The following is a 25,096-nucleotide window of genomic DNA, read 5'->3' as shown; positions in this document are numbered from 1 at the left end:
CGTCACTTGCCGAAGCCGAAGGAGTCCGGGTCGCTCATGGCCTTGGTGCGCAGGCGCTTGCCCTTCTCGGTGGCCTGGGCGTTCAGCTCCTGCTGGAACTCCCGCATGCGGGTGAGCAGTGCGGGGTCGTGGGCGGCGAGCATGCGGGCCGCGAGGAGGCCCGCGTTGCGGGCCCCGGCGACGGAGACCGTGGCAACGGGGACGCCCGCCGGCATCTGCACGATGGACAGCAGGGAGTCCATGCCGTCCAGGTACTTGAGCGGGACGGGAACGCCGATGACGGGCAGCGGGGTGACGGAGGCGAGCATGCCCGGGAGGTGGGCGGCGCCACCCGCGCCCGCGATGATCGCCTTCAGGCCGCGGCCCGCCGCCTCCTCGCCGTACGCGATCATCTCGTGCGGCATCCGGTGTGCGGAGACGACGTCGACCTCGTACGGGACGTCGAACTCGGCGAGAGCGGTGGCGGCGGCCTCCATGACCGGCCAGTCCGAGTCGGAGCCCATGACGATGCCGACGAGGGGTGCGGAAGCAGTCATTCGGTGATCGTTCCTCGCAGGTAGCCGGCGGCGTGACGGGCCCGGTCGAGCACCTCGTCGAGGTCGTCGCCGTAGGTGTTGACGTGGCCGACCTTGCGGCCGGGCTTCACGTCCTTGCCGTACATGTGGATCCCGGCCTGCGGGTCGCGGGCCATGACGTGCAGGTACGGCTTGTACATGTCGGGGTAGTCGCCGCCCAGGACGTTGCACATGACCGTCCACGTCGACCTCGGGCGCGGGTCGCCCAGCGGAAGGTCGAGGACGGCGCGCAGGTGGTTGGCGAACTGGGAGGTGATCGCGCCGTCCTGGGTCCAGTGGCCGCTGTTGTGCGGGCGCATGGCGAGTTCGTTGACCAACAGGCGGCCGTCGCGGGTCTCGAAGAGCTCGACGGCGAGGTGGCCGGTCACGTCGAGTTCGACGGCGATGCGGATGGCGAGCTGCTGGGCCTCGCCGGAGAGGTCGGCGGCGAGGCCGGGGGCCGGGGCGATCACCGTGTCGCACACGCCGTCGACCTGCTGCGATTCGACGACGGGGTACGCGACGGCCTGGCCGTGCGGGGAGCGCACGATGTTGGCGGCGAGTTCGCGTACGAAGTCGACCTTCTCCTCGGCGAGGACCGGGACCCCGGCGCGGAACGGGTCGTGCGCGTCGGCTTCGGAGCGTACGAACCACACGCCCTTGCCGTCGTATCCGCCGCGGACGGTCTTGAGGATGACGGGGTAGCCGTCGCCCTCGTCCGCGAACGCGGTCACGTCCGCCGGATCGGACACGATCCGGTGGCGGGGGCAGGGTGCGCCGATCTCGCTGAGTTTCGCGCGCATCACCCCCTTGTCCTGGGCGTGCACCAGTGCGTCGGGCCCGGGGCGGACGGGGATGCCGTCCGCTTCGAGGGCCCGCAGGTGTTCGGTGGGCACGTGTTCGTGATCGAAGGTGATCACGTCGCAGCCGCGCGCGAAGGCGCGCAGCGTGTCCAGGTCGCGATAGTCGCCGATGACGACGTCGCTGACCACCTGGGCCGCCGAGTCCTGGGGGGTGTCACTGAGGAGCTTGAACTTGATGCCGAGGGGGATGCCCGCCTCGTGGGTCATACGGGCGAGCTGACCGCCACCGACCATGCCGACTACCGGGAACGTCACCCGACCAGGGTATCCGTAGGCACCCACCAGACCTGACGCGCGGCCCTTCGTACGAAACTACCAAGGCGGCCCGTGGGGGGTCGCTCCGTTCGCTGGTCCGCACGCCGCCGGTGGAGTGATGGTTAGCATGGCGGGGTTGACGGCATCAACCGAACGGGGTCGACGGACATCATGAGCGAGCCTGGCGGCACAGCCGCGTTGCGGACCCGTGTGGAGCAGCTCGCGCGCGAGGTGGCCAAGTTCGGTGCGGTGGGCGGGCTCGGCCTGCTGGTCAACATGGCCGCGTTCAACCTGCTGCGGCACACCACGGACCTCCCGGTGGTGCGGGCCAGTCTGGTCGCCACCGTGATCGCGGTGCTCTTCAACTACGTCGGCTTCCGCTACTTCACCTACCGGGAACGCGACAAGAGCGGGCGGGCCCGGGAGCTGTCGCTGTTCCTGCTGTTCAGCGTGGCCGGGGCGGTCGTGGAGAACGGGCTGCTGTACGCGGCGACGTACGGTTTCGGCTGGAACACTCCGCTCCAGTCCAACTTCTTCAAGGTCTTCGGCATCGGGGTGGCGACGCTGTTCCGTTTCTGGTCGTACCGGACGTGGGTGTTCCGGACGCTGCCCGCGACGGCGGCGGGTCAGGCCGAGACGATCCTGGCGGACGGGCCTGCGGCCCTGGCGGACGAGCCGGAAGCGGAACCGGCCGCCCCGGCCGCCTCGCGCGTCGGCTGACCTCCGACCGATGACCTCACCTCCGACCGCTGACCTCCGACCTCCGACCTCCGACCGCTGACCTCCGACCGCTGACCTCCGACCGCTGACGGCTGACGGCTGACGGCTGACGGCTGACGGCTGACGGCTGACGGCTGACGGCTGACGGTCGGCTCTCCACGGTGCGTCCGGTCGCGGGGACCCGCGCACCCCGGCTCACGCGCCCCGGCTCACGCGCCCCGGCTCACCTGATCGTCTTCCCGCCCTCCCGCTCCCGCCTGCTGTCGGCGGCGACGGTGCTGAGGAAGAGGGCGAAGACGGCGGGCTTCTGCTGGAGGAGTTCGAGGCGTCCGCCGTCCGCCTCCGCGAGGTCGCGGGCGACGGCGAGGCCGATCCCGGTGGAGTTGCGACCGCTGATGGTCCGCTCGAAGATGCGTGCGCCGAGGTCGACGGGGACGCCCGGTCCCTCGTCGGTGACCTCGATGACGGCCTGGTTGCCGGTGACGCGGGAGCGCAGGGCGACGGTCCCGCCGCCGTGCATGAGGGAGTTCTCGATGAGCGCGGCGAGCACCTGGGCGACCGCGCCCGGCGTGCCGACGGCCCGCAGCTCCTTCTTCCCGGACCGTACGATCGCCCGCCCGGCGCTGCGGTAGGCGGGGCGCCACTCCTCGATCTGCTGCTTGATCACTTCGTCGAGGTCGAAGGAGACGGCGGAGCCGGTGCGCGGGTCGCGGGAGTTGGTGAGGAGGCGCTCGACGACGTCGGTGAGCCGTTCGACCTGGGTGAGGGCGATCGTGGCTTCGTCCTTGACGGTGTCGAGGTCGTCGGTGAGCGTGATCTCCTCCAGCCGCATGGACAGGGCGGTCAGCGGGGTGCGGAGCTGGTGGGAGGCGTCGGCGGCGAGCCGCCGTTCCGCGGTGAGCATCCGGGCGATGCGTTCCGCGGAGGCGTCGAGGACGTCGGCGACCCGGTCCAGTTCGGGGACCCCGTAACGGCGGTGGCGCGGGCGGGGGTCGCCGGAGCCGAGGCGTTCGGCGGTCTCGGCGAGGTCGGTGAGCGGGGACGCGAGCCGGTTGGCCTGCCGTACGGCCAGGAGTACGGCGGCGACGACGGCGAGCAGTGCGACCGCTCCGATGATCAGCAGGGTGCGGCCGATCTCGCGGGTGACGGTCGAGCGGGACTCCTGGACGGTGACCGTCTCGCCGTGCTCGCCGGTCGACCGGCCCTCGATGACGCCGCCGCCGGGGCGGGCGCCGATCTCGATGGGGGCGCGGCCCGGGATGTCGATGCGGGCGTACCGGTTGCCCGCGATCTGTTGGGCGAGCACCCCACGGCTGACGTTGCCGTCGCCGCCGAGGCGTCCTTCGACGACGCTGACCAGTCGCAGCGCTTCGGAGTCGACGGACTCCTGGGCGCTGTTGCTGATGGTGCGGGTCTCGACGATGACGAGGGAGACCCCGAAGACGGCGATGACGACGAGCACCACGGCGAGCGTGGAGTTGATCAGGCGGCGGCGCATGCGACAAGGATGCACGGTCGCCGTGCGGGACGGCCGCTCCGGAGCGGGTCGCTGCTGTCAGCTCTCCTCGAACCGGAGTGGGCCGCTGTCGTCAGCTTTCCTCGAACCGGAGCGGGTCGCTGCCGTCGGCCCTTCTCCTGACGGAGCGGGGTGCTGCTTCCAGCCCTCCTCGAACCGGAGCAGGGTGCTGCCGTGAGCTCTCCCCGAACCGGAAGCGGCTCACTGCCGTCGACCCTCCCCGAACCGGAGCGGGCCGCTGCCGTCAGCTCTTCTCGAAGCGGAAGCCGACGCCCCGGACGGTCGCGATGTAGCGGGGGTTCGCCGCGTCGTCGCCCAGCTTCTTGCGCAGCCAGGAGATGTGCATGTCGAGGGTCTTGGTGGAGGACCACCAGGTGGTGTCCCAGACCTCGCGCATCAGCTGGTCGCGGGTGACGACCCGGCCCGCGTCCCGTACCAGGACCCGCAGCAGGTCGAACTCCTTGGCGGTGAGCTGGAGTTCCTCGTCGCCCATCCACGCGCGGTGCGACTCGACGTCGATCCGTACGCCGTGGGTGGCGGGGGCCGGGGCGGGCTCCGCGGCGCCGCGCCGCAGCAGGGCCCGGACCCGGGCGAGGAGTTCGGCGAGGCGGAAGGGCTTGGTGACGTAGTCGTCGGCGCCGGCGTCGAGGCCGACGACGGTGTCCACCTCGTCGGCGCGGGCGGTCAGGACGAGGACCGGCACGGTGTGCCCGTCGGCGCGCAGCCGCCGGGCGACCTCCAGGCCGTCCATGCCGGGCAGCCCGAGGTCGAGCACGACGAGGTCGACGCCGCCCTGGAGTCCGGCGTCGAGGGCGCTGGGTCCGTCCTCGCGGACCTCGACCTCGTACCCCTCCCGACGCAGTGCGCGGGCCAATGGCTCCGAAATGGACGCGTCGTCCTCGGCGAGCAGTACACGGGTCATGGGGGCATGTTAGTCGGCGTGGCCGGTGCGCCGGGAGGAAGCGTGGGTGAGTGACCGACGCCTGCGAGTCATTGACTCGATCTCGGTTGGGACCTTTGAATATGTTGAGTTGGTTCCAATGTCACCTGTGATCCATCTCTCAAGTCCTTCCATATGCCGCACTGTCGTGTCGTAAGGTGGCGAGCGCGTTTGTTGCACTAATCGGGGGCCTTTGGCGGCAATGACTGCCAAGGGTCCTTTTGTGTGCTGATCGGGTCCACCGATCTGACGGCAGTGAATGACCTACGGCCGGGCCTCGCGCGCGACGATGCGCAGCGTGGCGTGGATCCCGGGGCGGGGACCTTTCCGCTCCGGTGCCGGCCTGCCCCCCACCGGGCGCGTACCCCGCCATCCCGCGGACGCGTCCCGAGCAAGCAAGGATCGACCATGGCGTCCAGCCTGACGAAGGATTCTCCCGGCGCTGCCGGCGAGGACACGGCCTTCTTCGGCCACCCCCGCGGCCTGGCCACACTGTTCATGACCGAGATGTGGGAGCGCTTCTCCTACTACGGCATGCGCGCACTGCTGGTGATGTACCTGGTGTCCGGCGGCGCCGACGCGGCGACCGGCAGCCAGGGCGGTGGTCTCGCGATGACCGCGGCGACCGCCACGGCCATCTACTCCGTCTACGTGGCCATGGTCTACCTCATGGCCATGCCGGGTGGCTGGTTCGGCGACCGCGTCTGGGGCGCCCGCAAGACGGTCATGATCGCGAGCTTCGTGATCGTCGCCGGCCACCTCTCGCTGGCGCTGCCGGGACAGGTGATGTTCTTCGTCGGTCTGGGCCTGGTCGCGATCGGCTCGGGTCTGCTGAAGGCCAACATCTCCACGATGGTCGGCCACCTGTACGCCGATCCCAAGGACGTCCGTCGCGACGGCGGCTTCACGATCTTCTACATGGGCATCAACCTCGGTGCCGTCGTCGCGCCCTTCGCCATCGGCATTCTGGGCGAGAAGGTCAACTGGCACCTGGGCTTCGGTCTGGCGGCTCTGGGCATGGCGCTCGGCGCGGCACAGTTCCTGTTCGGCTCCCGCCACCTCAGCCAGGAGAGCAGCCGGGTGCCGAACCCGCTGTCGTCGGACGAGAAGCGCGCGGTCGTCACCAAGGCGCTGCTGGGCGTCGCGGTGGTCGCGGCCTTCTACCTGCTGGTGAACTTCACCGGTGTCTTCCGGCTGACCCTGAACTGGGTGCTGGTCCCGATCATCCTGGCCGGTCTGCTGATCCCGGTCGCGGTACTGGTCAAGATCAAGCGGGACAAGGACCTGTCGGACGAAGAGCAGACGAAGATGACGGCGTTCATCTACTTCTTCGCCGCCGCGGCCATCTTCTGGATGATCTTCGACCAGGGCGCGTCGACGCTGTCCCTGTTCGGTGACTCCAAGACCGAGCGCAACCTCTTCGGCTGGGACATGCCGAACACCCTGTTCCAGGCGCTGAACCCGGGCTTCGTGATGCTGCTCGCGCCGGTCTTCGCGGCCATGTGGCTGGCGTTGGCCCGCCGCAACCGCGAGCCCAGCACGATCGTGAAGTTCGCCATCGCCCTCGGTGTCACCGGCGCGTCGTTCTTCGTGTTCCTCATCCCGATGGGCCTGGCCACCGGCGGTACGAAGGTCACCATGTGGTGGCTGGTGCTGATCTTCCTGATGCACACCGTCGCCGAGCTGTGCCTGTCGCCCGTGGGTCTGTCGCTGACCACGAAGATGGCTCCGGCCAAGTACGCGTCGCAGATGATGGGTGTCTTCTTCCTCGCCGTCACCGCGGGTGACAGCGTGACCGGCATGCTGGCCGTCGCCGGGGTCGACCTCAACAGCTCGGGCGTCGTCGTCTTCGAGGCCGCCGCCGCCGCGCTCGCGGGTGTCGCGATCTACCTGTCGCGCAACAAGGTGCGCGGACTCATGGGCGAGGTGCGCTGACCGCGCGCCGCGCTCGTACGGAGGGCCGTCGCACCGGTTTCGGTGCGGCGGCCCTCCGTCGTGCCCGAACGCCTCCTACGCCTCCCCCACGCCTCTCGTCGGCGCCCGCGCCGCCCCGGGTCCCTCCTCCGCGGTCCTGACCGGCACCCCCGCCCCACCGGACCCCTCCTCCGCGGCCGTGACCGGCACCTCCGCAGCCCCGTTCTCCTCCCCCGCAGCCCCCGGCCGCTCCCCGGCCGCCTCGCCCCCGCGGCGTACGGGGAGGGGCCCGGCGGTGCCCGGCCGTGCCCGGTCCACCAGGGCCATCCCGGCCCGGAACAGCCCCGCGGGGACGACGAGTGCCGTCAGCAGCCAGAACAGGACCACGCCCCACGGCCGACCCACGTCCCACTCCTGGGCGGCCAGCAGTTTCTCCCCGTGCTTCACCGACACCAGGTAGTCGCCGTGCGCGCCTTCCGCGAGCGCCACGTCGAGGGCGACCTCGGTCTGTTCGCCGGGTGCGAGGGTGCCGCGCCACGGGCGTTCCTCCCATTGGGGGGCGAGGATCCCGTGGGAGGTGCCGACCCGGAAGACGGGGTCGGTGACGGGGTCGGTCCCGGCGTTGCCGACCCGTAGGACCACCGTGCGGGTCTGCGGTGCCCCGAACCAGGTCAGCAGCGTGCTGGATCCGTCGAGCCGTACCGTACGGCCGGTGGCCGCGAGCCGCGCGGCGCTCGGGGCGGACCCGGGCAGCGGCGGGGCCGGGTGGCCGGCCACCGTGAACGCGGCCGCCGCGGAGACCGGGCGGCCGGTGACGGCGGCGACGTGCACGACGCACGGGCAGGGTTTCGGCGGCTCGGTGACCGGCAGCCGCCGATGGAAGGCGCCGCGGGCGTCGGTGGTGACGGTGCGGCCCGCGCCGTTGGCACAGGAGTCGGCGCCGCCGGGAGCCGGGGCGGCGGGCGCGGGCGCGCCGCAGATCAGCAGCGTCAGGAGGGCGCCGGGCCGCCAGCCGCTGCCCCTGACGGTGATCTCCCCGCCCTGGCCCGCCTCGGCCCTGGAGAGGGTGATGGCGGGTTTCGTCCCGTCGGCTGCCGCCGGTGTTCCCGCCGGCAGCAGGAGCAGCACGGCGCTCAGCGCCGCCGCGCTGCGGCGCACCCGGCTGTCCCTCATGGGCTGCCCTCCTCCGTCGTACGGGTCCACAGCGCCGCGCCCGCCCCGGCGGCCGGTCGCGGGGGCCCGCGGTGCGCCAGGTCGCGTTCCGGGTCAGCCGGTGGTCCCGCGGGGCCGCCCGGCCGTCGTGGGGCGCTTGGTCAGCCAGAGCACTCCGGCCGCGCCCGTGAGGAGGGCGGTGCCGCCGAGGGTGGCCAGGGCGGTGGCGGAGTCGAGGGGGCCTGTTCTGGGGAGTTCGCCGGTATCGGCGGGGCCGCCCTGCGACGTGCCGCCGGAGGCGTCGCCGTCGCCCGTCCGTCCGGTTCCCGCCGCCGGGCCGTCGGCTGCCCGTATGGTCAGCTCCAGGGAGGGCTTGGGGTTGTTGGAGGGTGTGCAGGTGGTCGTGGTGCCGAGGGCCTTAATGGTGAGGACCGATGCGGTGAAGGTGACCTTGCCGCTCTTCTTCGGGGTGTAGGTCCCGGACAGGTCGCCGATCCGGATGGGGGTGTTGGCGGGCAGTGCCTCGGAGTTGGCGGGTCCCGTGACGGCGACCGTGCCGTCGTCCGCGCCGCCGACCTCGATCACGGCGCTCGGCTTCATGGCGCCCTTGCCGAGTTCGACGGGGCTGGAGGACACGCCCTTCCGGAAGGTCATGGTGAGGATGTGACCGTCGCCGTTCCTGACGGCCCTGATGTCGATCGGGGAGACCGCGCCCTTGTCGCCGATCGGGGTCTTGCACTGGTAGTCGACGTCGACGACGTCGGCGTGGGCGGCGGGGGCGGCGAGCAGCACCGCCGAGCCCGCGACCGCCGCGGCCAGTGCGAGAGCCGACCGGCCGCGGGTGCGCTTGTGGTAGGTCACCTTGTGATCCCCTCGTGCGCCGGAGCACCGCCGGGCAACGGGACCGGACGGAGCGGCCGAATTGCTGACGGCGCATCAGATTGGCGCTCAAGGTACGCCCGGGGCCTGTCGAGGGGAAGACAAAGAGCACGCCGTATCGACGTGCTCTCCCACAGGCTGCGTGCGCCCCGTACGGGCGGCGTCCCCGGGTTCTCCGGGGTCCGGATCAGGGGGCCGGAGCGGCGAGTTCCGCCCAGACCGTCTTTCCGTTGGTCGGCCCGACGCCCTCCGGCGTGCGGACGACGCCCCAGTCCAGGCAGAGACGCTGGACGATGAACATGCCGTGTCCGCCGGGGCGGCCCGCCTGGTGCGGGCTGCGCGGCGAGGGTTCGCCGGCGCTGCGGTCGGTGACTTCGAGGCGCAGCACCTTGCCGTCGCTGGAGACGCGCAGGCTGTCGGGGCCCTCGGCGTGCAGACACGCGTTGGTGACCAGTTCGGAGACGACCAGCAGCACGTCCTCGGCGGCGGCCTTGCGGTCGGCGGTGGACGCGGGCAGCCAGCCCCAGTCGTAGAGCGCCTGTCGCGTGAAGTCGCGGGCGAGCGGGACGATGCCGCTCGCGCCGTTCAGCGGGAGGGAGCGCACCTGCTCGACGGACTCGCGGGCGACGCGGGCGGCGGGCTCGGCGGCGACGCCGAACCCGGCCGTCCCCGCGCCGGCGCCCTCCGCCCCGGGGTCACCGGCTTCCCTCCGGGAGGTGGGGCCGCCGCTCAGGGAGACCTCCGACACGGACGTGTCCGAGAGGGCTGCGGAACCCTCCGGCACGGACGTGCCGGAGACGGACGCGGGCGCGTCCGCGGACGCCTCGGAGACGGAGGCGATGCCGTCCGGCTCGGGGCCGAGGTCGCCCGGCGGATGCTGCCGGGTGGTGCTCATCAGCGCTTCACCTCACCGATTCACCAAGTCGTCGTTGGCGTGGGGTTACGGGCAGGACTTCTGGTGGGAACTTTTCGCAGGGTCTGAGAGTCCTCCTGCCCGACCGAACCGTGAGAACACCCACTATTCGGAAGGGACCACGCCACGTCCGCCACACGGGCGAGCACGGGGAGGGTGCGGGAGGTCAGTCGCGGAGTGCGGATTCGAGCGAGTCGTGGACGGTGAAGACCGCCTCCGCCCCGGTGATCTCAAAGACCCTGGCCACCACCGGCTGCATGCCCGTGAGGTGCACCTCGCCGCCCGCGGCCTCCGCCTTCAGGCGCGCCCCGAGCAGTACGTTCAGCCCGGTGGAGTCACAGAATTCGAGCAGGGAGCAGTCGACCACGAGGCGTGTCCGCCCGTCGTCGAGTGCCTGCTCAAGGGGTTCCCTCAACAGTTCGGCCGTGTGGTGATCCAGCTCACCTGCCGGAGTCACGATCTCGTTCCGGCCTTCGGTCCGCACTTCGACCTGAAGCCGGCCCCGGTTCGCGCTGCCGACCGTCCCGCGGTCCATGCCCGTCCCATTTCGCCGTCGTGTTCTTCTGCGTACTCGTACTGCTCGCTGACTGCGCCCGGTCGGACCGGGCACCGCCTGTCTGCACCCTAAGGGCGGATCAAGGCGGCGCGTAATGCTCCCGACAGCAGCAGAAGACTACGCCTTCTTCACACGCACGGGTAGCCGAACAACCCCCTGAACTGGTCTTATTCGGACATAAGGTACTTGCGAGTCCGTACTTCGAGCGGGTAGGGCTAGACACGACAGATCCGACCACCGCCCGCCCACCACCGGCTTTGGAGGCGCCGCTTCACCGCAGGAACACGTATCGGCATCGGCAGCCATATGCCGAGAACGATGGAGGAGACCATGTCACCCCGGCTCGACGAAACGCATACCGCTCACCGACGGGACGCGTCGTCGACATCCCTGCCCGAGCTCACCGACAGCGAAACCGGAACGGCAGGCGCGGAGCCCGCCCTGCTGACCGAGACCGTCGTACTGACGGAGCCGACCGAGCGCCCCGAGAGCCTCGCCGACCTCCCCGAGATCCCGCCGTACGACCAGGTGGGACCGGTGGACGCCAGGGCTCTGTCGAAGACGCTCTTCGAGCGCCTCGAATCCCTCGAAGAGGGAACCCACGAGCACGCCTACGTCCGCAACACCCTGGTCGAGCTGAACCTCGCCCTGGTGAAGTTCGCGGCCTCCCGCTTCCGCACCCGCAGCGAACCGATGGAAGACATCATCCAGGTCGGCACGATCGGCCTGATCAAGGCCATCGACCGCTTCGAACTCAGCCGCGGTGTGGAATTCCCCACCTTCGCGATGCCGACGATCATCGGCGAGGTCAAGCGCTTCTTCCGCGACACGTCGTGGTCGGTGCGCGTCCCGCGCCGCCTCCAGGAACTGCGCCTGGACCTGGCGAAGGCCGGTGACGAGCTGGCCCAGCAGCTGGACCGCTCCCCGACCGTCGCGGAACTCGCCGAGCGCCTGGGCATCAGCAAGGAAGAAGTCGTCGAGGGCATGGCCGCGAGCAACGCCTACACGGCGAGTTCGCTGGACGCCCAGCCCGAGGAGGACGACTCCGAGGGCGCGCTGGCCGACCGGATCGGCTACGAGGACAACGGCATCGAGGGCATCGAGTACATCGAGTCCCTCAAGCCCCTGATCGCTTCCCTCCCGACCCGCGACCGGCAGATCCTCTCGCTGCGCTTCGTCGCGAACATGACGCAGTCCGAGATCGGCGACGAACTCGGCATCTCGCAGATGCACGTCTCGCGTCTCCTCTCGCGCACGCTGGTCAAGCTCCGCAAGGGGCTGACCGTCGAGGAGTGACGGGGAGGATGAGCGAGGAGCGATTCTCGTCGCCTCCGTAGGGAGTCACGTACGCGAAGGGCTGCCCCAGGCCGTATCCGGGGCAGTCCTTCACTGCGTTGTACGAGGTCCGCCTACCCAGCGGATCACACCGCACGCACCCCTTCGCGCCAGACTTCCGAGACCAGCGGAACGCCCGGCCGGTAGGCCAGGTGCACATGGCTGGGCGCGTCCAGCAGCGCGAGGTCGGCCCGTGCCCCGACCGCGAGCCGCCCCACGTCCTGACGCCGCAGCGCCCGCGCGCCGCCCGCCGTCGCGGACCACAGGGCCTCGTCGGGGGTCATCCCCATGTCGCGTACGGCGAGCGCGATGCAGAACGGCATCGAGGACGTGAACGAGGACCCCGGGTTGCAGTCCGTCGACAGCGCCACGGTGGCCCCGGCGTCGAGCAGCCGCCGCGCGTCGGGCCACTGGGCGCGGGTGGAGAACTCGGCCCCCGGCAGCAGCGTCGCGACGGTGTTCCCCTGCGCGAGCGCGTCCACGTCCGCGTCGGTGAGGTGCGTGCAGTGGTCGGCGCTGGCGGCGTCGAGCTCCACCGCGAGCTGGACGCCCGGCCCGTACGAGAGCTGGTTGGCGTGGATGCGCGGCAGCAGCCCCTTCGCCTTCCCGGCCGTCAGGATCGCCCGCGCCTGGTCCCCGTCGAAGGCCCCCTTCTCGCAGAAGACGTCGATCCAGCGCGCGTACGGGGCGCAGGCGTCCAGCATCTCGCCGGTCACGAGGGCGACGTATCCGGCCGGGTCGTCCGCGTGGTCCGGGGAGACGATGTGCGCGCCGAGGTAGGTGACCTCCGAGGTCTGGGCGCTCGCGATGCGCAGCGCGCGGGCCTCGTCGTCGACGGTGAGGCCGTACCCGGACTTGGTCTCGAAGGTCGTGGTGCCCTGGTGCAGCGCCTCCCGCAGGTACTTGGCGAGGTTGGCCGCGAGTTCCTCGTCGGTCGCCGCGCGGGTGGCGGCGACGGTGGTACGGATGCCGCCCGCCTCGTAGGGGCGGCCGGACATGCGGGCGTTGAACTCCTGCGTGCGGTCGCCGCCGAAGACGAGGTGGGAGTGGGAGTCGACGAAGCCGGGGATCGCGGCACGGCCCCGTGCGTCGTGCACGGTGTCGGCGGCCGGAGCGTCGGCGGCGGCGCCCACCCATGCGATGCGGTCGCCCTCGATGACGACGGCGGCGTCCTCGACGAGGCCGAGGGGGCCGCCGGACCCCTGGGACGGATCGTTGGTGACGAGGCTACCGATGTTGCTGATGAGGGTGGTGGTGTTCGTCGTGGCACTCATCCCCGCATCCTCGCAGCAGGCCCGTCCCCGCGCCCACGCAGGTCGTGCCGGATGCGGGCCGCCCTGCCCCGTACGACCTCGGCCGGCGGGCCGTCGTGCGCAGGCTCGTACGGCACGCTGCGGCACGGCCCGCAGAGCCCGCCGGGCAGCGCCTCGGGCACCCCCGGCACCCCGCACCCGGTGCACTCCATGTGCACCAACCCCTGTACGGGACCCGGCAGTTCGGGCGGCATCTCGTTGATCAGCCGCTGCTGCACGAAGCCGAAGGGGTGGCGCACGGGCCGGGGCAGCGCGAACGTCAGCGTCCACACGAACTGCGACTCGCTCATCCCTCGCTCGAACCACTCCCCCGCGAGCGGGGCGAGGGCTTCGCAGGACGCGGCGGAGAGGGGCAGTTGCGGCTCGGTACGGGCGATCCGGGCCAGCGCCCGGTACCCGCGCCGCGCGGGTTCCTCGGGCTGCTCGGGCTGGTCCTTGCCGCTCTCGGGAACGTCCTCGGCGAGGAAGGCGCGCCACCAGTGCTCGGGGCGGGCGGTCCGGGAGAAGTGGGTGTGAGTGACCCGCCGGTACCCCTCCCTCTCGACGTGCACGTCCACCCCGAACCGACGCAGGTGCCCGGCGGCCGAGAGGTACCGCAGAGCGGAGGCGACGGCCGCCTGCCCGTACCCCTCGATCTCCCGGGCGAGGGTCTTGATGCTGATGTCGGACCCGTCGGGAAGGAGGTCGATGTACCGGGCGATGGCCGCTTCACGCCTGGGCAGGTGTGCGAAGGTGCCGCCGTCGAGGGGCAGTTGGTCGGGCGCGGACTTCTTCCCGTACCCGGGATTGGCCATCGGGTGGGCGGGAGCGTGGAGGGCGCGACTAAGCTGCGCAACAGCCATGGGATCGACTCCTTGAAAGTCATGATCTGGTGGTCAGACCCCTGTGCGGTGTTCCACCACCGCATGGGGGTCGTTCTGTTGTGACGCACGGTACACGCTCGCCACGCGTGGTCGCGACACGATCACGAAAAGTCATCTGACGCTGGGCGGTGTCGAGTTGGCGCAGGCTGCGCGCACGTCGCGCGCACGCGAAGGGGTGGGTGGCGGGGAGGAGTCCCACCGTCCATTCCTAGTAAAGAGGTCTCGGGGGTCGGGGCTCGGAGCTCAAGCGCGGGCCGGGGTCTTCGTTCCCACGGCCAACAGATGTGAGGACGCGGCGAGCAGTTCGGGGTACGGCTCGGCAAGGCGAGCGGCGGTGAGGGCCGAGGCGAAGAGCGACGAGTCGGCGACGGACTCGTCGGCGTACTGCTCGGTGGCCTTGAGCAGGGACCAGGCAGGGCCTTCGACGCCGTACACGGTGACGGTGTGCAACCCGGCCTCGCGCATCTCCTGTTCCAGCTGCTGCGGGCTGTGGAAGTACGCCTCGGTGAAGCCGCGCTTTCCGTCGTGGACGTGAGTGGCGAGGATCTTCTCGATGTTCGCGCGGATCGGCTCCCGGTCGAGGTGGGCGTACGCGGTGTGCTCGAAGAGGGAGGCGTACTGGTTGATGCCCGCCGCCGCGACCAGGCCGCCGGGGCGTACGACGCGGTACGCCTCGGTGAGTGCGCGGTGCCGGTCGGCGGCGTCGACGAGGTGGTACAGCGGGCCCATGACGAGGACGACGTCGTACGACTCGTCCCCGGCGCTCAAGTTCCGGGCGTCGCCCAACTCCACTGTGCAGCCGCTTTTCCGGGCTTGCTCGACATGTCGGCGTACCGGGTCGACGAGATGCACGGCATACCCGTCGGCCACCAGCCAGGCCGCATGCGCGCCGGGGCCTCCGCCGACGTCGAGGACACCGGCCGGGGCGGCGGGCAGGTGCCGTCGGAGCAGCTCCTGCGTCCGGACCATCTCCAGCCTGCCGTCGGCGGAGCCGGACAGGCGGGTGCTCTCGTCGATGGTCTCGGCGTAGAAGTCGAGGATGCCGGGAGCCACTGCCGGATTCGTCATGGGCGCATTGTGCCGCCCCGGCCTGCGGTGGCGAGAGGGCTTGGCCATAAATTGACCGGTGGACCGGTCCGGGGGTTCCAGCGAGCGGGAGCGAGGGAACAAAGATGGCAACCCTGAAGTACGAGCAGATCGCGGAAGCTCTGCGGGCACGGATCGCGGACGGGGAGTTCGGCCCGGGGGCGCTTCTGCCGTCCGGGCGGGACCTTGCCGACCAGTGGTCCGTGTCGCGCGCGACCGTCGTCAAGGCGATGGACGTACTGCGCAACGACGGGCTCGTCGTTGCCCGCGCAGGTTCGGGTTTCACGGTGACGGAAACCCCTGTCGCTCGGCCTGCGGGCAACCGCCAGTCCTCCTCGCGGATCGCGGTCGGCCTGCCCTTCCGGCGGCTGGGTAAGCCCGACTGGCAGGTTCCGCCCGGCCCGGTCGCCGATGCACTTGGCCTGGCGCACTCCGAAGTCGCGTTGCGGCGCAGGCGACTTGTGATGCTTCCGGACGGGGGCGCGTTCACCCTGGTCACGGCGTGGTTCCCGTCGGACGTGGCGGACGCGGCTCCACGCCTGAAGGAGGAGGGGCCATTGGCGGAAGGCACCACCCGCTATGTGGCACGCCAGACGGGTCGCACCCCGGAGCAGGGCACCGACGTCACGACCGTGCGCCTACTCACGGCCGACGAGGCGGAACTCCTGGGCGTCGAGAACCCTGCCGCTGCCGCAGTGGTGGTCCACACGGCACGCGATACGAAGGGGCGGGCGCTCGTCTGCGAGGAGGGCATCACTCCCGCCGACCTCTGGCAGCGCGAGGAGCACTACTCGATGGGGTTGGATTCCTGAACCTCTCTTGACTGGACCGGTCCACCGGTCCAGTCTCTGTGCATGCCGGGCGCCGCACATCAGCGCTCACTCCGTGGCACGCACAAGGGAGTTGAGGTTCGTGGAGGCACACGAGGCAATGGACCGGACGGTTTTCCCCGCCGGGCCGAGGACCGCAGAACCCAGCGCGGCCTGGCTCGCCGCCGCCCACGACGACCCCTCCCAGGCACACACCGAGTGGGGTGCGCGCGGGGTCGCCCTCCTTCCTCTCGGCCGCCGTTTCGACGCCGTCCGCATCCCGGAAGTGCTGGTCCGCGCCGCCCTGCGCGCCAACGGGACCGTCGACGGTCCGATGCTCCTCGACCCCGGCAACGGCATGTACTACGCACTCGTACCGCCGCAGAGCACCGAGACCTGGGCCTGCGCGCTCGGCACCTGCCTGGGGCGCGGCGCCCACCTCGGCGTCCCGCACCCCTCCCGGCTCGGGCCGCCGGGCGCGCACTGGGTGATCCCCCCGTGCGCGCACGAACCGTCGGTACTCGCCACCGCCCGCATCGTGCGGGAACTCATCGAACTGGGACGGCAGGAGGTGGAGGGCGCCGCAGTAATGCCTCGCCAGCAGTGCGGCTGGTGCAAGGAGGAGACCGGGCAGCCGGTGAAAGTCGGACTCATCCACGGCGGGTCCGGCGGCGGGGGCGACGTCCACGCCTGTCCCGGATGCGTCGCGACGCACCGGCTCCTGGCCCTCGCCGACCACCCGGCCGACAGCGACGGCACGCCCCGCCGCGTACCGCGCCGGTCCTGATCCGCCCGAGTCGTCCGGGTACGTCGGTCCCTGCACGCCCCTCGTGTGGGTGATGACGAGCACCCAAGCTCCTCACCGCCTGGCAGCACACGGCCCAAGTCCACTCCGACCCCGAACTGCCGGCGGCGCTCACCACGGATCACGGCGCGGACCACGGACCGGTTCCCGACCCGCGGGAGGTCGGGTGACCGCAGGACGAGGCGATCGCGCCGCACCGCCCGCTCCGCACGGGCAGTGGGAAGTCGGGACCGCCGACGCGCTTCGGCCGCGGGATACCTGTGGGACGGAGTCCTCGCCGCCCCGAGCCAGCCCGCGGATCAGCCGTGCAGCGCCCTGATCGAGGAGGCCAGTGCCGCGGCCGTGTCCGGAACCGTGGTGTGGATTCCGTCCCGGACCACCTGGCGTCCGCCGACGATCGTGTGCCGGACGTCCGCGCCCGTGGCGGCGAAGACGGCCGTCTCGGCGCCCAGTATCGGGACGGGCCCCGCCGTGCGGACGGTGTCCAGGGCGATGGTCGTGAGGTCGGCGAGCGCGCCGGGTTCGATCACTCCCGCATCCGGCCAGCCCAGCGCCGCGTGGCCGTCGGCGGAGGCCGCGCGCAGGAGGGCCGCCGCCGTCCAGTGGCCCCGGGTACGGGAGCGGAGGCGTTCGTTCAGCTCCATCGCGCGGGCCTCTTCGAAGAGGTCGATGACGGCGTGGCTGTCGCTGCCGAGGGAGAGCGGCGAGCCCGCCCGCTGGAGCCGGACGGCCGGTCCGATGCCGTCGGCGAGGTCGCGTTCGGTGGTGGGGCACATGCAGGTGCCGGTGGCGGACGAGCCGAGGAGCTTGATGTCCGCGTCCGTGAGGTGGGTGTTGTGGACGCCGGTGGTGCGCGGGCCCAGCACGCCGTGGTCGGCGAGCAGCCGGGTCGGGGTGCAGCCGTGGGCGGCCAGGCAGGCGTCGTTCTCGGCGGTCTGCTCGGAGAGGTGGACGTGCAGGGGGGCCTCGCGGTCCCGCGCCCACTGGGCGACCGTGGCCAGCTCGGCGGCGGGCACGGCGCGCACCGAGTGGATGGCGGCTCCGTGCCGTACGTACGCGGAGTCCCGCAGCCCCGAGACGCGCTCCGCCCACGCCTGGGCCGTGCCGTCGGAGAAGCGGCGCTGGTGGGCGGTGGGGGGCTCGCCGAAGCCCGCGGAGAGGTACGCCGCGTCCAGCAGGGTGAGGCGGATTCCGGCGTCCGAAGCGGCGGCGACCAGTGCGTCGCCCATCGCGTTGGGGTCGGCGTACGGGGTGCCGTCCGGTGCGTGGTGGACGTAGTGGAACTCGCCCACGGACGTGATGCCGGCCAGTGCCATCTCCGCGTACACGGCGCGCGCGAGGGCGTGGTACGAGTCGGGCGTGAGGCGGGAGGCGACGCCGTACATGACCTCGCGCCAGGTCCAGAAGGTGCCGGAGCCGACCTGGACGGTGGAGCGCAGCGCCCGGTGGAAGGCGTGCGAGTGGGCGTTGGCGAGGCCGGGGAGGGTGAGGCCGCGCAGGGCGGTCGCGGCCGGCGGGGGCACCGCGACCTGCGTACGGACGGAGGAGATGCGGCCGTCGTCGGGGACGTCGACCAGCACGCCCGGTTCGACGTGGGTGCCGAGCCAGGCGTGTTCCAGCCAATAGGTCGTCATGCGCAGGCGAGACCTTCCGTGACGTCGGCGAGTGCGAGCACCCCGGCGACGCAGTCGTCCTCGGCTGCGTACTCCGCCGGGGAGTGCGAGACGCCGGTGGGGTTGCGTACGAACAGCATGGCGGTCGGTACGGAGGCGGAGAGGATTCCGGCGTCGTGTCCGGCGCCGGTGCCGAGCACCGGGATGCCGGGTCCCAGGAGGCGGGCGAGTTCGTCGCGCAGGGCGTGGGCGAACTCCACGACGGGGGTGAAGGACTCCCGGACGATCCGGAGGTCGATGCCGGCCCTCGCGGCGGCCTGCTGCGCGGCGGCCTCGATGCCCGCGACGACCTCGTCGAGGGTGTCCTGGTCGGCGGCGCGGGAGTCGAGCCAGCCCCGGACGAGGGAGGGGATGGCGTTGACGCCGTTCGGCTCGACGGAGACCTTGCCGAAGGTGGCGAGGGCGCCGGTGAACTCGGCCTGCGCGCGGGCGGCGAGGACGGTCTCCGCGTACGTCACCATGGGGTCGCGGCGGTCGGCGAGGCGAGTGGTGCCCGCGTGGTTGGCCTCGCCGTGGAAGTCGTAGCGCCAGCGGCCGTGCGGCCAGATCGCGGAGGCGAGGCCGACCGGGTTGCCCGTGAGGTCCAGTGCCCGGCCCTGTTCGACGTGCAGTTCGACGAACGCGCCGATGCGGGCGAGGCGTTCGGGGTCGGGGCCGAGGGTGGACGGATCGTGACCGGCCGCCTCCATCGCCTGCGGGAGGGTGATGCCGTCGCCGTCACGCAGTTCGTACGCCTTCTGCGGCGTGAGCTGTCCGGCGGCGAGCCGGGACCCGACGCAGGCCAGTCCGAACCGGGCGCCCTCCTCGTCACCGAAGTTGGTGACGGCGACGGGCCTCGTGAACTCCGCTCCCCTGCGGCGGAGTTCGTCGAGCGCCGCGAAGGAGGAGACGACCCCGAGGGGGCCGTCGAAGGCCCCGCCGTCGGGCACGGAGTCCAAGTGGGAGCCGATGACGACGGCGTCCCCGGCGAGCGGGTCGCCCTGCCAGGCCCACTGGTTGCCGTTGCGGTCCAGTTCGTAGGTGAGCCCGCGTGCCTCGGCCTGCGCACGGAACCAGGCCCGGCAGTCGGCGTCGGCCGCGGTCCAGGCGTAACGGCGGTAGCCGCCCGAGGACTTGTCCCGGCCGAGGGGCAGGAGGTCCGCCCACATGGTGTGGAAACCGTCGCCGCCGACGACCGCGGCTGCGGGTTCCGCCGCCCGCGCGCCGCCGGGGCCTGGCGCGCCGCCCGTACCGTGTGCGTTCGTGCTCACGCGTCGCCGCCCTCGCGCATCGGGACGCGGACGCCCTGGGCTTCGGCGGTCTTCTCCGCGATGTCGTAGCCCGCGTCGACGTGCCGGATGACACCCATGCCGGGGTCGTTGGTCAGGACGCGGCGGATCTTCTCGCCCGCGAGCTTCGTGCCGTCGGCGACGGACACCTGGCCGGCGTGGATCGAGCGGCCCATGCCGACGCCGCCGCCGTGGTGGAGGGACACCCACGAGGCGCCGGAGGCCACGTTCACCATGGCGTTCAGCAGCGGCCAGTCGGCGATGGCGTCGGAGCCGTCGAGCATGGCTTCGGTCTCGCGGTACGGGGAGGCCACCGAGCCGCAGTCGAGGTGGTCACGGCCGATGGCGAGCGGCGCGGCGAGGGTGCCGTCGGCGACCATGTCGTTGAAGAGTTCGCCCGCCTTGTCGCGTTCGCCCTGGCCGAGCCAGCAGATGCGCGCCGGGAGCCCCTGGAAGTGGACGCGCTCGCCGGCCATTCTGATCCAGCGGTGCAGCGATTCGTTCTCCGGGAAGAGCTTCAGCAGTTCGCGGTCCGTCTTGTGGATGTCGGACGCCTCGCCGGACAGCGCCGCCCAGCGGAACGGGCCCCTGCCCTCGCAGAACAGCGGGCGGATGTACGCCGGGACGAAGCCGGGGAAGTCGAACGCGCGCGAGTAGCCCGCGAGTCGGGCCTCGCCGCGGATCGAGTTGCCGTAGTCGAAGACCTCGGCGCCGGCGTCCATGAAGCCGACCATCGCCTCGACGTGCCTGGCCATCGACTCGCGGGCGCGCTGGGTGAAGTCGGCCGGCTTCTCGGCGGCGAGGGCCGCCATGTCGTCGAAGTCGACGCCGACGGGAAGGTAGGCGAGCGGGTCGTGGGCGGAGGTCTGGTCCGTCACGATGTCGACGGGCGCGCCTTCGGCCAGCATGCGCGGGAGGATCTCGGCGGCGTTGCCGAGGAGGCCGATGGAGAGCGGGCGGCGGGCGTCGCGGGCCTCGACGGCGAGCTGGAGGGCGTGCTCCAGGGAGTCGGCCCGTACGTCCAGGTACTTGTGCTCGATGCGGCGTTCGATGGCGCGCGGGTCGACGTCGACGCAGATCGCGACGCCCTCGTTCATCGTCACGGCGAGCGGCTGGGCGCCGCCCATGCCGCCGAGGCCGGCGGTGAGGGTGATGGTCCCGGCGAGGGTGCCGCCGAAGCGCTTGGCGGCGACGGCGGCGAAGGTCTCGTACGTGCCCTGGAGGATGCCCTGGGTGCCGATGTAGATCCACGAGCCGGCGGTCATCTGCCCGTACATGGTGAGGCCGAGCTGTTCCAGGCGCCGGAACTCCTCCCAGTTCGCCCAGTCGCCGACCAGGTTGGAGTTGGCGATCAGGACGCGCGGGGCCCACTCGTGGGTCTGCATCACGCCGACCGGGCGGCCGGACTGGACGAGCATCGTCTCGTCCTGCTTGAGGGTCTTCAGGGTACGCACCATGGCGTCGAAGGAGCGCCAGTCCCGGGCCGCCTTGCCGGTGCCGCCGTAGACGACGAGCTTGTCGGGGTGCTCGGCGACCTCGGGGTCCAGGTTGTTCTGGAGCATGCGCAGGGCGGCTTCCTGCTGCCATCCCAGGGCGCTGAGCTCCGTACCGCGCGGGGCCCGTACGGGTCGGGGTCCTGACATGGGTGCCTCCTGATCGCGGGCATGAGGTGGATATTCACATCCTTGCCCCCTGAATAGGTCTAGTCAACACCCGCGCCGACGAGTCCCCCGGCGCGGCACCGGCACTTCGCGCCGCCCCGTGGGACTCCGTGGGCCCCCCGCTCGGCGCGGAGCCCCGGGCTCGGCAAGCCCCGGGCACCCCTTCTTCACCATGCACCGGCACTTCGCGCCGCCCCCCATGAGGCTCCGCGGACCCCCGCTCGGCGCGGAATCCCGGGCCCGGCGGGCCCCGGGCACCCCTTCCTCGCCATGCACCGGCACTTCGCGCCGCCCCCCATGAGGCTCCGCGGGCCGCCCGCTCGGCGCGGAGCCCCACGATCGACAGGCCCCCGCACGCCCCTGCGGCGGGCGGGCGTGACGCGCGGGGCCGACACACTAGTGCGGAACCTGTCCCTCCGATGGAATATGCCGGAACTCACTGTTCCTGCACGGCAGTTGCGTAATCTCGCCCCATCGAGCGAGCCCGGAGAGGACCCGGGGAGGGGAGTTCTGCGTGTCCGGAATCGACGCGTGCCTGGTCGAAGCGATGCAGTTGCCCGGAGCACGCGGGGCGGCCCTCGTCGACTGGACCAGCGGCCTCGCCCTGGGGACGGCGGGCGAGGCGGCGGGCACAGACAGCGAGACCGCGGCCGCCGAGTCCGCCGAACTGGCCCGGATGGCGGCGGAGCACGGCACGTTCGCCCCCGCGGGCGGCCAGGACAAGGGCCCGCCCGTCGAGGACGTCATCATCACCACCCGCACCGACTACCACCTCCTGCGGTACGTGGAGACCTCCTTCGACAGCAGCGTCTTCCTCCACCTCTGGCTCGACCGCGAGCAGGGCAACCTCGCCCTCGCCCGGCTGCGCCTCGCCGACCTCGCCGAACGGCTGGTACTGGGATGAGCACAGCGACCCTGGGGGACGCCTCGCCCTCCCTCTCCCCGATGCTCGCCCGCCTCGCGGAGGAACGCGCGACCGGCGCCCTGCTGCGCGACCACGGCACGCTCTACCTCCTCGACGGGCAGGTCGTGCACGCCGAGAGCCCCGCCGCCCCCGGCCTCGACGTCCTCCTCGCCGACCGCCTGCCCCGCGAGGGCTGGCAGGAGGCATTCGACCGGGCGGGGCCGTACGGCAGGGTCGGCCGCTTCCTCGTCGACAGCGGGCGTCTCGCGGACGGCGAGCTCGAACTCGCGCACCTGGGGGCCCTGTTCGACGCGGCGTACTTCGCGCTCGCCCCGGGCAGCGGCCCGACCCGGTTCCGGCACGGCGTCGCGCACTGGCTGGGCCCGGTGCGCCCGGTCTCCGCCCGCCTGGTGGCCCGCGAGTGCCTGCGCCGGCGGGAACTGCTGGACACGCTGTGGCCCTACCCGGACACCGACAGCTCCCCCGTCGTACGGGAGGGCCTGGACGCTCCCGCGCCCGTCACCCGGCGCCAGCGGGACGTGCTCGACCTCGCCGACGGGACGCGCACCCCGCCGGACATCGCGCGGGCGCTCGGCAGGCCCGCTTTCCACACGCTGATCGACGTCCGGCGGCTGGCGGCGGCCGGAGCGGTGACGACGCCGCGCGAGGAGACCGGGCCGACCCCCGTCGCCGTACCCCGCTGGGTGGCGGACGTGTCGCAGGACCCGGACGTCGCCCTGCTGCGCAGACTCCGCAACGCACTGGAGGCCCTGTGAGGACCGCGGGGGCCGAGAGGCCCCGCACGACCGCGAGAACGGAGAGGCACCCACGGTGAGACGCGCCCTTCGCACCCGGACCGTACGGGCCGCCGACAAGCGCACGGAGAGGAGGCCGCCGATGCAGCAGTCCAGACCTCCCGACCCGGAGGTCCTGGAGGAGCTGCGGCGGTTGCGGGCCCGGCTCCCCTCGCTGACGGGAGCCGTCGCCGCCAGCGTCGACGGTCTCGTCCTGGCCGGGGACACCGCGCCCGGTGTCGAACCGGAGGGCGTCGCGGCCCTCACCGCCGCCGCACTCGGCGTCTCGGTGCGGCTCGCCGACGCCACCGGCCAGGGCGCCTTCAGGGAACTCCTCGTACGGGGCGCCGAGGGCTACGTCGCCACGTACGCCGCCGGGGGTTCGGCCGTCCTCACCCTGCTCGCGGAACCCCGCGTCAACGTGGGGCGGCTGCATCTGGAGGCGCGCCGGACCGGCGCCCGCATCGGCGAACTCGTCGACCGTACGAACCGGACGCACCCCCCGCCCGGTACCGGACCCACCGGACCCACGACCCACCCCGCCGAACCCGGCAACTGATCCACCACAGCCCTTCACGGCACAGCCGTTCAGGGCACAACCGTTCACGGCACACCCGTACATCACACCGAAGGAAGTGCGTACCTCATGGCCAACACCGAAGCCGCTCTCAAAGAGGTTATGACCAGCATCGAGGGGACCATCGGCGTCGCCCTCGTCGACTACACCAGCGGCATGGCCCTGGGCACCGCGGGCGGCAGCAAGGAACTCGACCTGACGGTCGCCGCCGCGGGCAACACCGACGTCGTGCGCGCCAAGGTCCGGACGATGGAGCACCTCGGCCTCAACGAGGACATCGAGGACATCCTCATCACCCTGGGCAGCCAGTACCACATGATCCGGCTGCTCAGGGGGCGCGGCACCAACGGTCTGTTCCTCTACGTCGCGCTCGACAAGGGCCGGGCGAACCTGGCGATGGCGCGGCACCAGCTCCGGAAGATCGAGAACGAGCTGGAGGTCTGAGACGGCAGCGGGTGGGGCGCGCCCCGGTACTCCACGCCCCACGCCCCACCCGTCGCCCTACGCCCCACCCGTCGCCCCACGCCGCATGCCACACCCGTCGCCCGAACCCTGCGAGCACTCCGAGCGCCTCCGAGCACCGGCCGGAACCCCGAGCGCCGCAGCAGCCCCCGAGCCGGACCTGTCACCGAGCCGTCCCGCCCGCCTCCGTCTCCCTCTCCCGGGCGTCCCGCGGTTCCCGCCCCCGGTTCACTCCACGAACAGGCCGCGCGCGCTCGCCCGTGCGTCGAACTCCTCCAGCCGCGCCTGCGCCTGCGGCAGCCCGTCGCACATCGCCTCCAGCAGCACGCGCCCCAGCAGCATCGGGGCACACGCCGTGTCGAAGGCCAGCCCGGTGCCGACCGCCGCCGGGATCAGCAGGTCGCTGTGCCCGGCCACCGGCGCGAACGCGGAGTCCGCGACCGTCACCACGGTCAGCCCCTGCTCCCGGGCGTAGGCCAGTGCGTCGACCACTTCCTTCGGGTGACGCGGCAGGGCGAAGCACAGGAGCACCTCCGCACCCGCCCGCCGGGCCGTGTCGATGCGGTCCGCGAGCATCGAACCGCCCTCGTCCAGCAGCCGAACGTCCGGGTGCACCTTGGCCGCGAAGTACGCGAAGCCGCGCGCCTGCGAGGACGCGGCGCGCAACCCGAGCACCGGCAGGACCGCCGACGCGGCGAGGAGCCGGCCCGCCTGCTCGACGGGGGCCGGGTCGGCCAGCAGTTCGGCGAGGTGCCGCAGGTTCTCGATCTCCCCCAGCACCGCCTGCTGGTACTCGTTGTACGAGACGGCCGTCTCGTCGGCGGCGCTCGCGGGTGCGACCTCCCGCAGGTGCCTGCGCAGTGCCGGGTACCCGTCGAATCCGAGCGCGACCGCGAACCGGGTCACCGACGGCTGGCTGACCCCCGCCAGTTCCGCCAGCTCCACGCTGGAGAGGAACGGCACGTCGGCGGCCCCGCGCACCATGCTGTGCGCGATGCGCCGTTGGGTGGGGGTGAGCCGCCGCCCCTCGAAGAGCTGGTGAAGCCTGGCGGCGGGGCTGCTGTCGCTCATCCCGTCGTCTCCTGTCTCGGTGATTGCACGCTCGGGCGATTCCACCATCCGGTCCGTGGCGCGGTCCGGCCCATCCCACGATCCGGTCGGTGCGAGGACCCGGTTCGGTCACCTTCTGGTCCCTCGATCCGGACGGTGCGACGGACCGCTCCGGGCACCATCCGGGCCGTCGATCCGGACGGTGGGACGGCCCGCTCCGGGCACGGTCCGGGC

The 25,096-nt window shown here is 72.0% G+C and carries 24 protein-coding genes; 9 read left to right on the top strand and 15 right to left on the bottom strand.

Annotation, left to right across the window (positions count from 1 at the left end):
• Nucleotides 1-2: 2 nt before the first annotated feature.
• Together purE and ACQPZG_RS21425 are read right to left on the bottom strand one after the other, a co-directional pair.
• Entirely contained in the window at nt 3-536 is a 534-nt protein-coding gene (purE, locus tag ACQPZG_RS21430) for a 5-(carboxyamino)imidazole ribonucleotide mutase (RefSeq protein WP_433547352.1), read from the bottom strand.
• Nucleotides 533-1,672, bottom strand: coding sequence for a 5-(carboxyamino)imidazole ribonucleotide synthase (locus ACQPZG_RS21425; protein ID WP_433547351.1), 1,140 nt, complete (start codon nt 1,670-1,672; stop codon nt 533-535). The genes purE and ACQPZG_RS21425 overlap by 4 nt, the downstream gene beginning before the upstream one ends.
• A gap of 171 nt (nt 1,673-1,843) precedes the next feature.
• On the opposite strand from ACQPZG_RS21425, the gene ACQPZG_RS21420 reads away from it, so the two are divergent.
• Complete coding sequence (locus ACQPZG_RS21420; protein ID WP_433547350.1) at nt 1,844-2,392, top strand: GtrA family protein; 549 nt, start codon at nt 1,844-1,846, stop codon at nt 2,390-2,392.
• 223 nt (nt 2,393-2,615) lie between these two features.
• On the opposite strand, the gene ACQPZG_RS21415 is transcribed toward ACQPZG_RS21420, so the two are convergent.
• Together ACQPZG_RS21415 and ACQPZG_RS21410 are read right to left on the bottom strand one after the other, a co-directional pair.
• Entirely contained in the window at nt 2,616-3,890 is a 1,275-nt protein-coding gene (locus tag ACQPZG_RS21415; RefSeq protein ID WP_433547349.1) for an ATP-binding protein, read from the bottom strand.
• Nucleotides 3,891-4,152: 262 nt separating this feature from the next.
• Nucleotides 4,153-4,830: a response regulator transcription factor gene (locus tag ACQPZG_RS21410; protein WP_185028880.1), complete on the bottom strand. Its 678-nt coding sequence runs from the start codon at nt 4,828-4,830 to the stop codon at nt 4,153-4,155.
• Nucleotides 4,831-5,256: 426 nt separating this feature from the next.
• On the opposite strand from ACQPZG_RS21410, the gene ACQPZG_RS21405 reads away from it, so the two are divergent.
• A complete protein-coding gene (locus tag ACQPZG_RS21405; protein WP_433547348.1) occupies nt 5,257-6,783 on the top strand; it encodes a peptide MFS transporter in 1,527 nt (508 codons plus the stop codon).
• A gap of 75 nt (nt 6,784-6,858) precedes the next feature.
• Here the strand turns inward: ACQPZG_RS21405 and ACQPZG_RS21400 are convergent, their stop codons facing one another.
• From ACQPZG_RS21400 to ACQPZG_RS21385, 4 genes are all read right to left on the bottom strand, one after another.
• On the bottom strand, nt 6,859-7,935 hold the full coding sequence (locus ACQPZG_RS21400) for a hypothetical protein (protein ID WP_433547347.1): 1,077 nt from the start codon (nt 7,933-7,935) through the stop codon (nt 6,859-6,861).
• Between the two features lie 93 nt (nt 7,936-8,028).
• Nucleotides 8,029-8,775, bottom strand: a complete 747-nt coding sequence (locus tag ACQPZG_RS21395) for a peptidase (RefSeq protein WP_433547346.1) — start codon at nt 8,773-8,775, stop codon at nt 8,029-8,031.
• Nucleotides 8,776-8,980: 205 nt separating this feature from the next.
• Nucleotides 8,981-9,688, bottom strand: coding sequence for an ATP-binding protein (locus ACQPZG_RS21390; RefSeq protein WP_433547345.1), 708 nt, complete (start codon nt 9,686-9,688; stop codon nt 8,981-8,983).
• Between the two features lie 184 nt (nt 9,689-9,872).
• The gene (locus tag ACQPZG_RS21385) at nt 9,873-10,241 is read right to left on the bottom strand and encodes an STAS domain-containing protein (protein ID WP_185028884.1); all 369 of its coding nucleotides are present in this window, start codon (nt 10,239-10,241) and stop codon (nt 9,873-9,875) included.
• 351 nt (nt 10,242-10,592) lie between these two features.
• Between ACQPZG_RS21385 and ACQPZG_RS21380 the strand changes: the two genes are divergently transcribed.
• Entirely contained in the window at nt 10,593-11,558 is a 966-nt protein-coding gene (locus tag ACQPZG_RS21380; protein WP_433547344.1) for an RNA polymerase sigma factor SigF, read from the top strand.
• Nucleotides 11,559-11,683: 125 nt separating this feature from the next.
• Here the strand turns inward: ACQPZG_RS21380 and hutI are convergent, their stop codons facing one another.
• The 3 genes from hutI to ACQPZG_RS21365 form a co-directional block, all read right to left on the bottom strand.
• Complete coding sequence (gene hutI, locus ACQPZG_RS21375) at nt 11,684-12,871, bottom strand: imidazolonepropionase (protein WP_433547343.1); 1,188 nt, start codon at nt 12,869-12,871, stop codon at nt 11,684-11,686.
• Nucleotides 12,868-13,752, bottom strand: coding sequence for a hypothetical protein (locus ACQPZG_RS21370; RefSeq protein WP_433547342.1), 885 nt, complete (start codon nt 13,750-13,752; stop codon nt 12,868-12,870). The genes hutI and ACQPZG_RS21370 overlap by 4 nt, the downstream gene beginning before the upstream one ends.
• A 264-nt stretch (nt 13,753-14,016) precedes the next feature.
• Nucleotides 14,017-14,841, bottom strand: coding sequence for a class I SAM-dependent methyltransferase (locus ACQPZG_RS21365; RefSeq protein ID WP_433547341.1), 825 nt, complete (start codon nt 14,839-14,841; stop codon nt 14,017-14,019).
• A 104-nt stretch (nt 14,842-14,945) separates the two neighbouring features.
• Between ACQPZG_RS21365 and ACQPZG_RS21360 the strand changes: the two genes are divergently transcribed.
• Together ACQPZG_RS21360 and ACQPZG_RS21355 are read left to right on the top strand one after the other, a co-directional pair.
• Nucleotides 14,946-15,671: a GntR family transcriptional regulator gene (locus ACQPZG_RS21360; RefSeq protein WP_433547340.1), complete on the top strand. Its 726-nt coding sequence runs from the start codon at nt 14,946-14,948 to the stop codon at nt 15,669-15,671.
• 118 nt (nt 15,672-15,789) lie between these two features.
• A complete protein-coding gene (locus ACQPZG_RS21355) occupies nt 15,790-16,455 on the top strand; it encodes a hypothetical protein (protein ID WP_433547339.1) in 666 nt (221 codons plus the stop codon).
• Nucleotides 16,456-16,772: 317 nt separating this feature from the next.
• Here the strand turns inward: ACQPZG_RS21355 and ACQPZG_RS21350 are convergent, their stop codons facing one another.
• The 3 genes from ACQPZG_RS21350 to hutU form a co-directional block, all read right to left on the bottom strand.
• A complete protein-coding gene (locus ACQPZG_RS21350; RefSeq protein ID WP_433547338.1) occupies nt 16,773-18,107 on the bottom strand; it encodes a formimidoylglutamate deiminase in 1,335 nt (444 codons plus the stop codon).
• Complete coding sequence (locus ACQPZG_RS21345; protein ID WP_433549492.1) at nt 18,104-19,294, bottom strand: allantoate amidohydrolase; 1,191 nt, start codon at nt 19,292-19,294, stop codon at nt 18,104-18,106. Before ACQPZG_RS21345 ends, ACQPZG_RS21350 begins: the two co-directional genes overlap by 4 nt.
• A gap of 98 nt (nt 19,295-19,392) precedes the next feature.
• Entirely contained in the window at nt 19,393-21,057 is a 1,665-nt protein-coding gene (hutU, locus tag ACQPZG_RS21340; protein WP_433547337.1) for a urocanate hydratase, read from the bottom strand.
• A 532-nt stretch (nt 21,058-21,589) separates the two neighbouring features.
• On the opposite strand from hutU, the gene ACQPZG_RS21335 reads away from it, so the two are divergent.
• From ACQPZG_RS21335 to ACQPZG_RS21320, 4 genes are all read left to right on the top strand, one after another.
• A complete protein-coding gene (locus ACQPZG_RS21335) occupies nt 21,590-21,979 on the top strand; it encodes a hypothetical protein (RefSeq protein WP_433547336.1) in 390 nt (129 codons plus the stop codon).
• Complete coding sequence (locus tag ACQPZG_RS21330; protein WP_433547335.1) at nt 21,976-22,755, top strand: transcriptional regulator; 780 nt, start codon at nt 21,976-21,978, stop codon at nt 22,753-22,755. Before ACQPZG_RS21335 ends, ACQPZG_RS21330 begins: the two co-directional genes overlap by 4 nt.
• A gap of 121 nt (nt 22,756-22,876) precedes the next feature.
• Nucleotides 22,877-23,332 carry a roadblock/LC7 domain-containing protein gene (locus ACQPZG_RS21325; RefSeq protein WP_433547334.1) on the top strand — a complete coding sequence of 152 codons (456 nt, stop codon included), beginning with the start codon at nt 22,877-22,879 and terminating at the stop codon, nt 23,330-23,332.
• 87 nt (nt 23,333-23,419) lie between these two features.
• On the top strand, nt 23,420-23,794 hold the full coding sequence (locus tag ACQPZG_RS21320; protein ID WP_433547333.1) for a hypothetical protein: 375 nt from the start codon (nt 23,420-23,422) through the stop codon (nt 23,792-23,794).
• A 246-nt stretch (nt 23,795-24,040) separates the two neighbouring features.
• Here ACQPZG_RS21320 and ACQPZG_RS21315 read toward each other — a convergent pair whose 3' ends face one another.
• Entirely contained in the window at nt 24,041-24,883 is an 843-nt protein-coding gene (locus ACQPZG_RS21315) for a MurR/RpiR family transcriptional regulator (protein WP_433547332.1), read from the bottom strand.
• Nucleotides 24,884-25,096 lie beyond the last annotated feature (213 nt).

This window comes from Streptomyces sp. CA-294286 (assembly GCF_050947155.1).
Classification (GTDB): Bacteria; Actinomycetota; Actinomycetes; order Streptomycetales; family Streptomycetaceae; genus Streptomyces.
The sequence above is the reverse complement of the archived record's forward strand: the minus strand, read 5'-3'. Positions and strand labels throughout refer to the sequence as shown.

Coding starts and splice junctions, on each gene's coding strand:
- purE (WP_433547352.1), bottom strand. CDS start 536: ATGACTGCTTCCGCACCCCTCGTCGGCATCGTCATGGGCTCCGACTCG.
- ACQPZG_RS21420 (WP_433547350.1), top strand. CDS start 1,844: ATGAGCGAGCCTGGCGGCACAGCCGCGTTGCGGACCCGTGTGGAGCAG.
- ACQPZG_RS21415 (WP_433547349.1), bottom strand. CDS start 3,890: ATGCGCCGCCGCCTGATCAACTCCACGCTCGCCGTGGTGCTCGTCGTC.
- ACQPZG_RS21410 (WP_185028880.1), bottom strand. CDS start 4,830: ATGACCCGTGTACTGCTCGCCGAGGACGACGCGTCCATTTCGGAGCCA.
- ACQPZG_RS21405 (WP_433547348.1), top strand. CDS start 5,257: ATGGCGTCCAGCCTGACGAAGGATTCTCCCGGCGCTGCCGGCGAGGAC.
- ACQPZG_RS21400 (WP_433547347.1), bottom strand. CDS start 7,935: ATGAGGGACAGCCGGGTGCGCCGCAGCGCGGCGGCGCTGAGCGCCGTG.
- ACQPZG_RS21390 (WP_433547345.1), bottom strand. CDS start 9,688: ATGAGCACCACCCGGCAGCATCCGCCGGGCGACCTCGGCCCCGAGCCG.
- ACQPZG_RS21385 (WP_185028884.1), bottom strand. CDS start 10,241: ATGGACCGCGGGACGGTCGGCAGCGCGAACCGGGGCCGGCTTCAGGTC.
- ACQPZG_RS21380 (WP_433547344.1), top strand. CDS start 10,593: ATGTCACCCCGGCTCGACGAAACGCATACCGCTCACCGACGGGACGCG.
- hutI (WP_433547343.1), bottom strand. CDS start 12,871: ATGAGTGCCACGACGAACACCACCACCCTCATCAGCAACATCGGTAGC.
- ACQPZG_RS21370 (WP_433547342.1), bottom strand. CDS start 13,752: ATGGCTGTTGCGCAGCTTAGTCGCGCCCTCCACGCTCCCGCCCACCCG.
- ACQPZG_RS21365 (WP_433547341.1), bottom strand. CDS start 14,841: ATGACGAATCCGGCAGTGGCTCCCGGCATCCTCGACTTCTACGCCGAG.
- ACQPZG_RS21360 (WP_433547340.1), top strand. CDS start 14,946: ATGGCAACCCTGAAGTACGAGCAGATCGCGGAAGCTCTGCGGGCACGG.
- ACQPZG_RS21355 (WP_433547339.1), top strand. CDS start 15,790: ATGGACCGGACGGTTTTCCCCGCCGGGCCGAGGACCGCAGAACCCAGC.
- ACQPZG_RS21350 (WP_433547338.1), bottom strand. CDS start 18,107: ATGACGACCTATTGGCTGGAACACGCCTGGCTCGGCACCCACGTCGAA.
- ACQPZG_RS21345 (WP_433549492.1), bottom strand. CDS start 19,294: ATGTGGGCGGACCTCCTGCCCCTCGGCCGGGACAAGTCCTCGGGCGGC.
- hutU (WP_433547337.1), bottom strand. CDS start 21,057: ATGTCAGGACCCCGACCCGTACGGGCCCCGCGCGGTACGGAGCTCAGC.
- ACQPZG_RS21330 (WP_433547335.1), top strand. CDS start 21,976: ATGAGCACAGCGACCCTGGGGGACGCCTCGCCCTCCCTCTCCCCGATG.
- ACQPZG_RS21325 (WP_433547334.1), top strand. CDS start 22,877: ATGCAGCAGTCCAGACCTCCCGACCCGGAGGTCCTGGAGGAGCTGCGG.
- ACQPZG_RS21320 (WP_433547333.1), top strand. CDS start 23,420: ATGGCCAACACCGAAGCCGCTCTCAAAGAGGTTATGACCAGCATCGAG.
- ACQPZG_RS21315 (WP_433547332.1), bottom strand. CDS start 24,883: ATGAGCGACAGCAGCCCCGCCGCCAGGCTTCACCAGCTCTTCGAGGGG.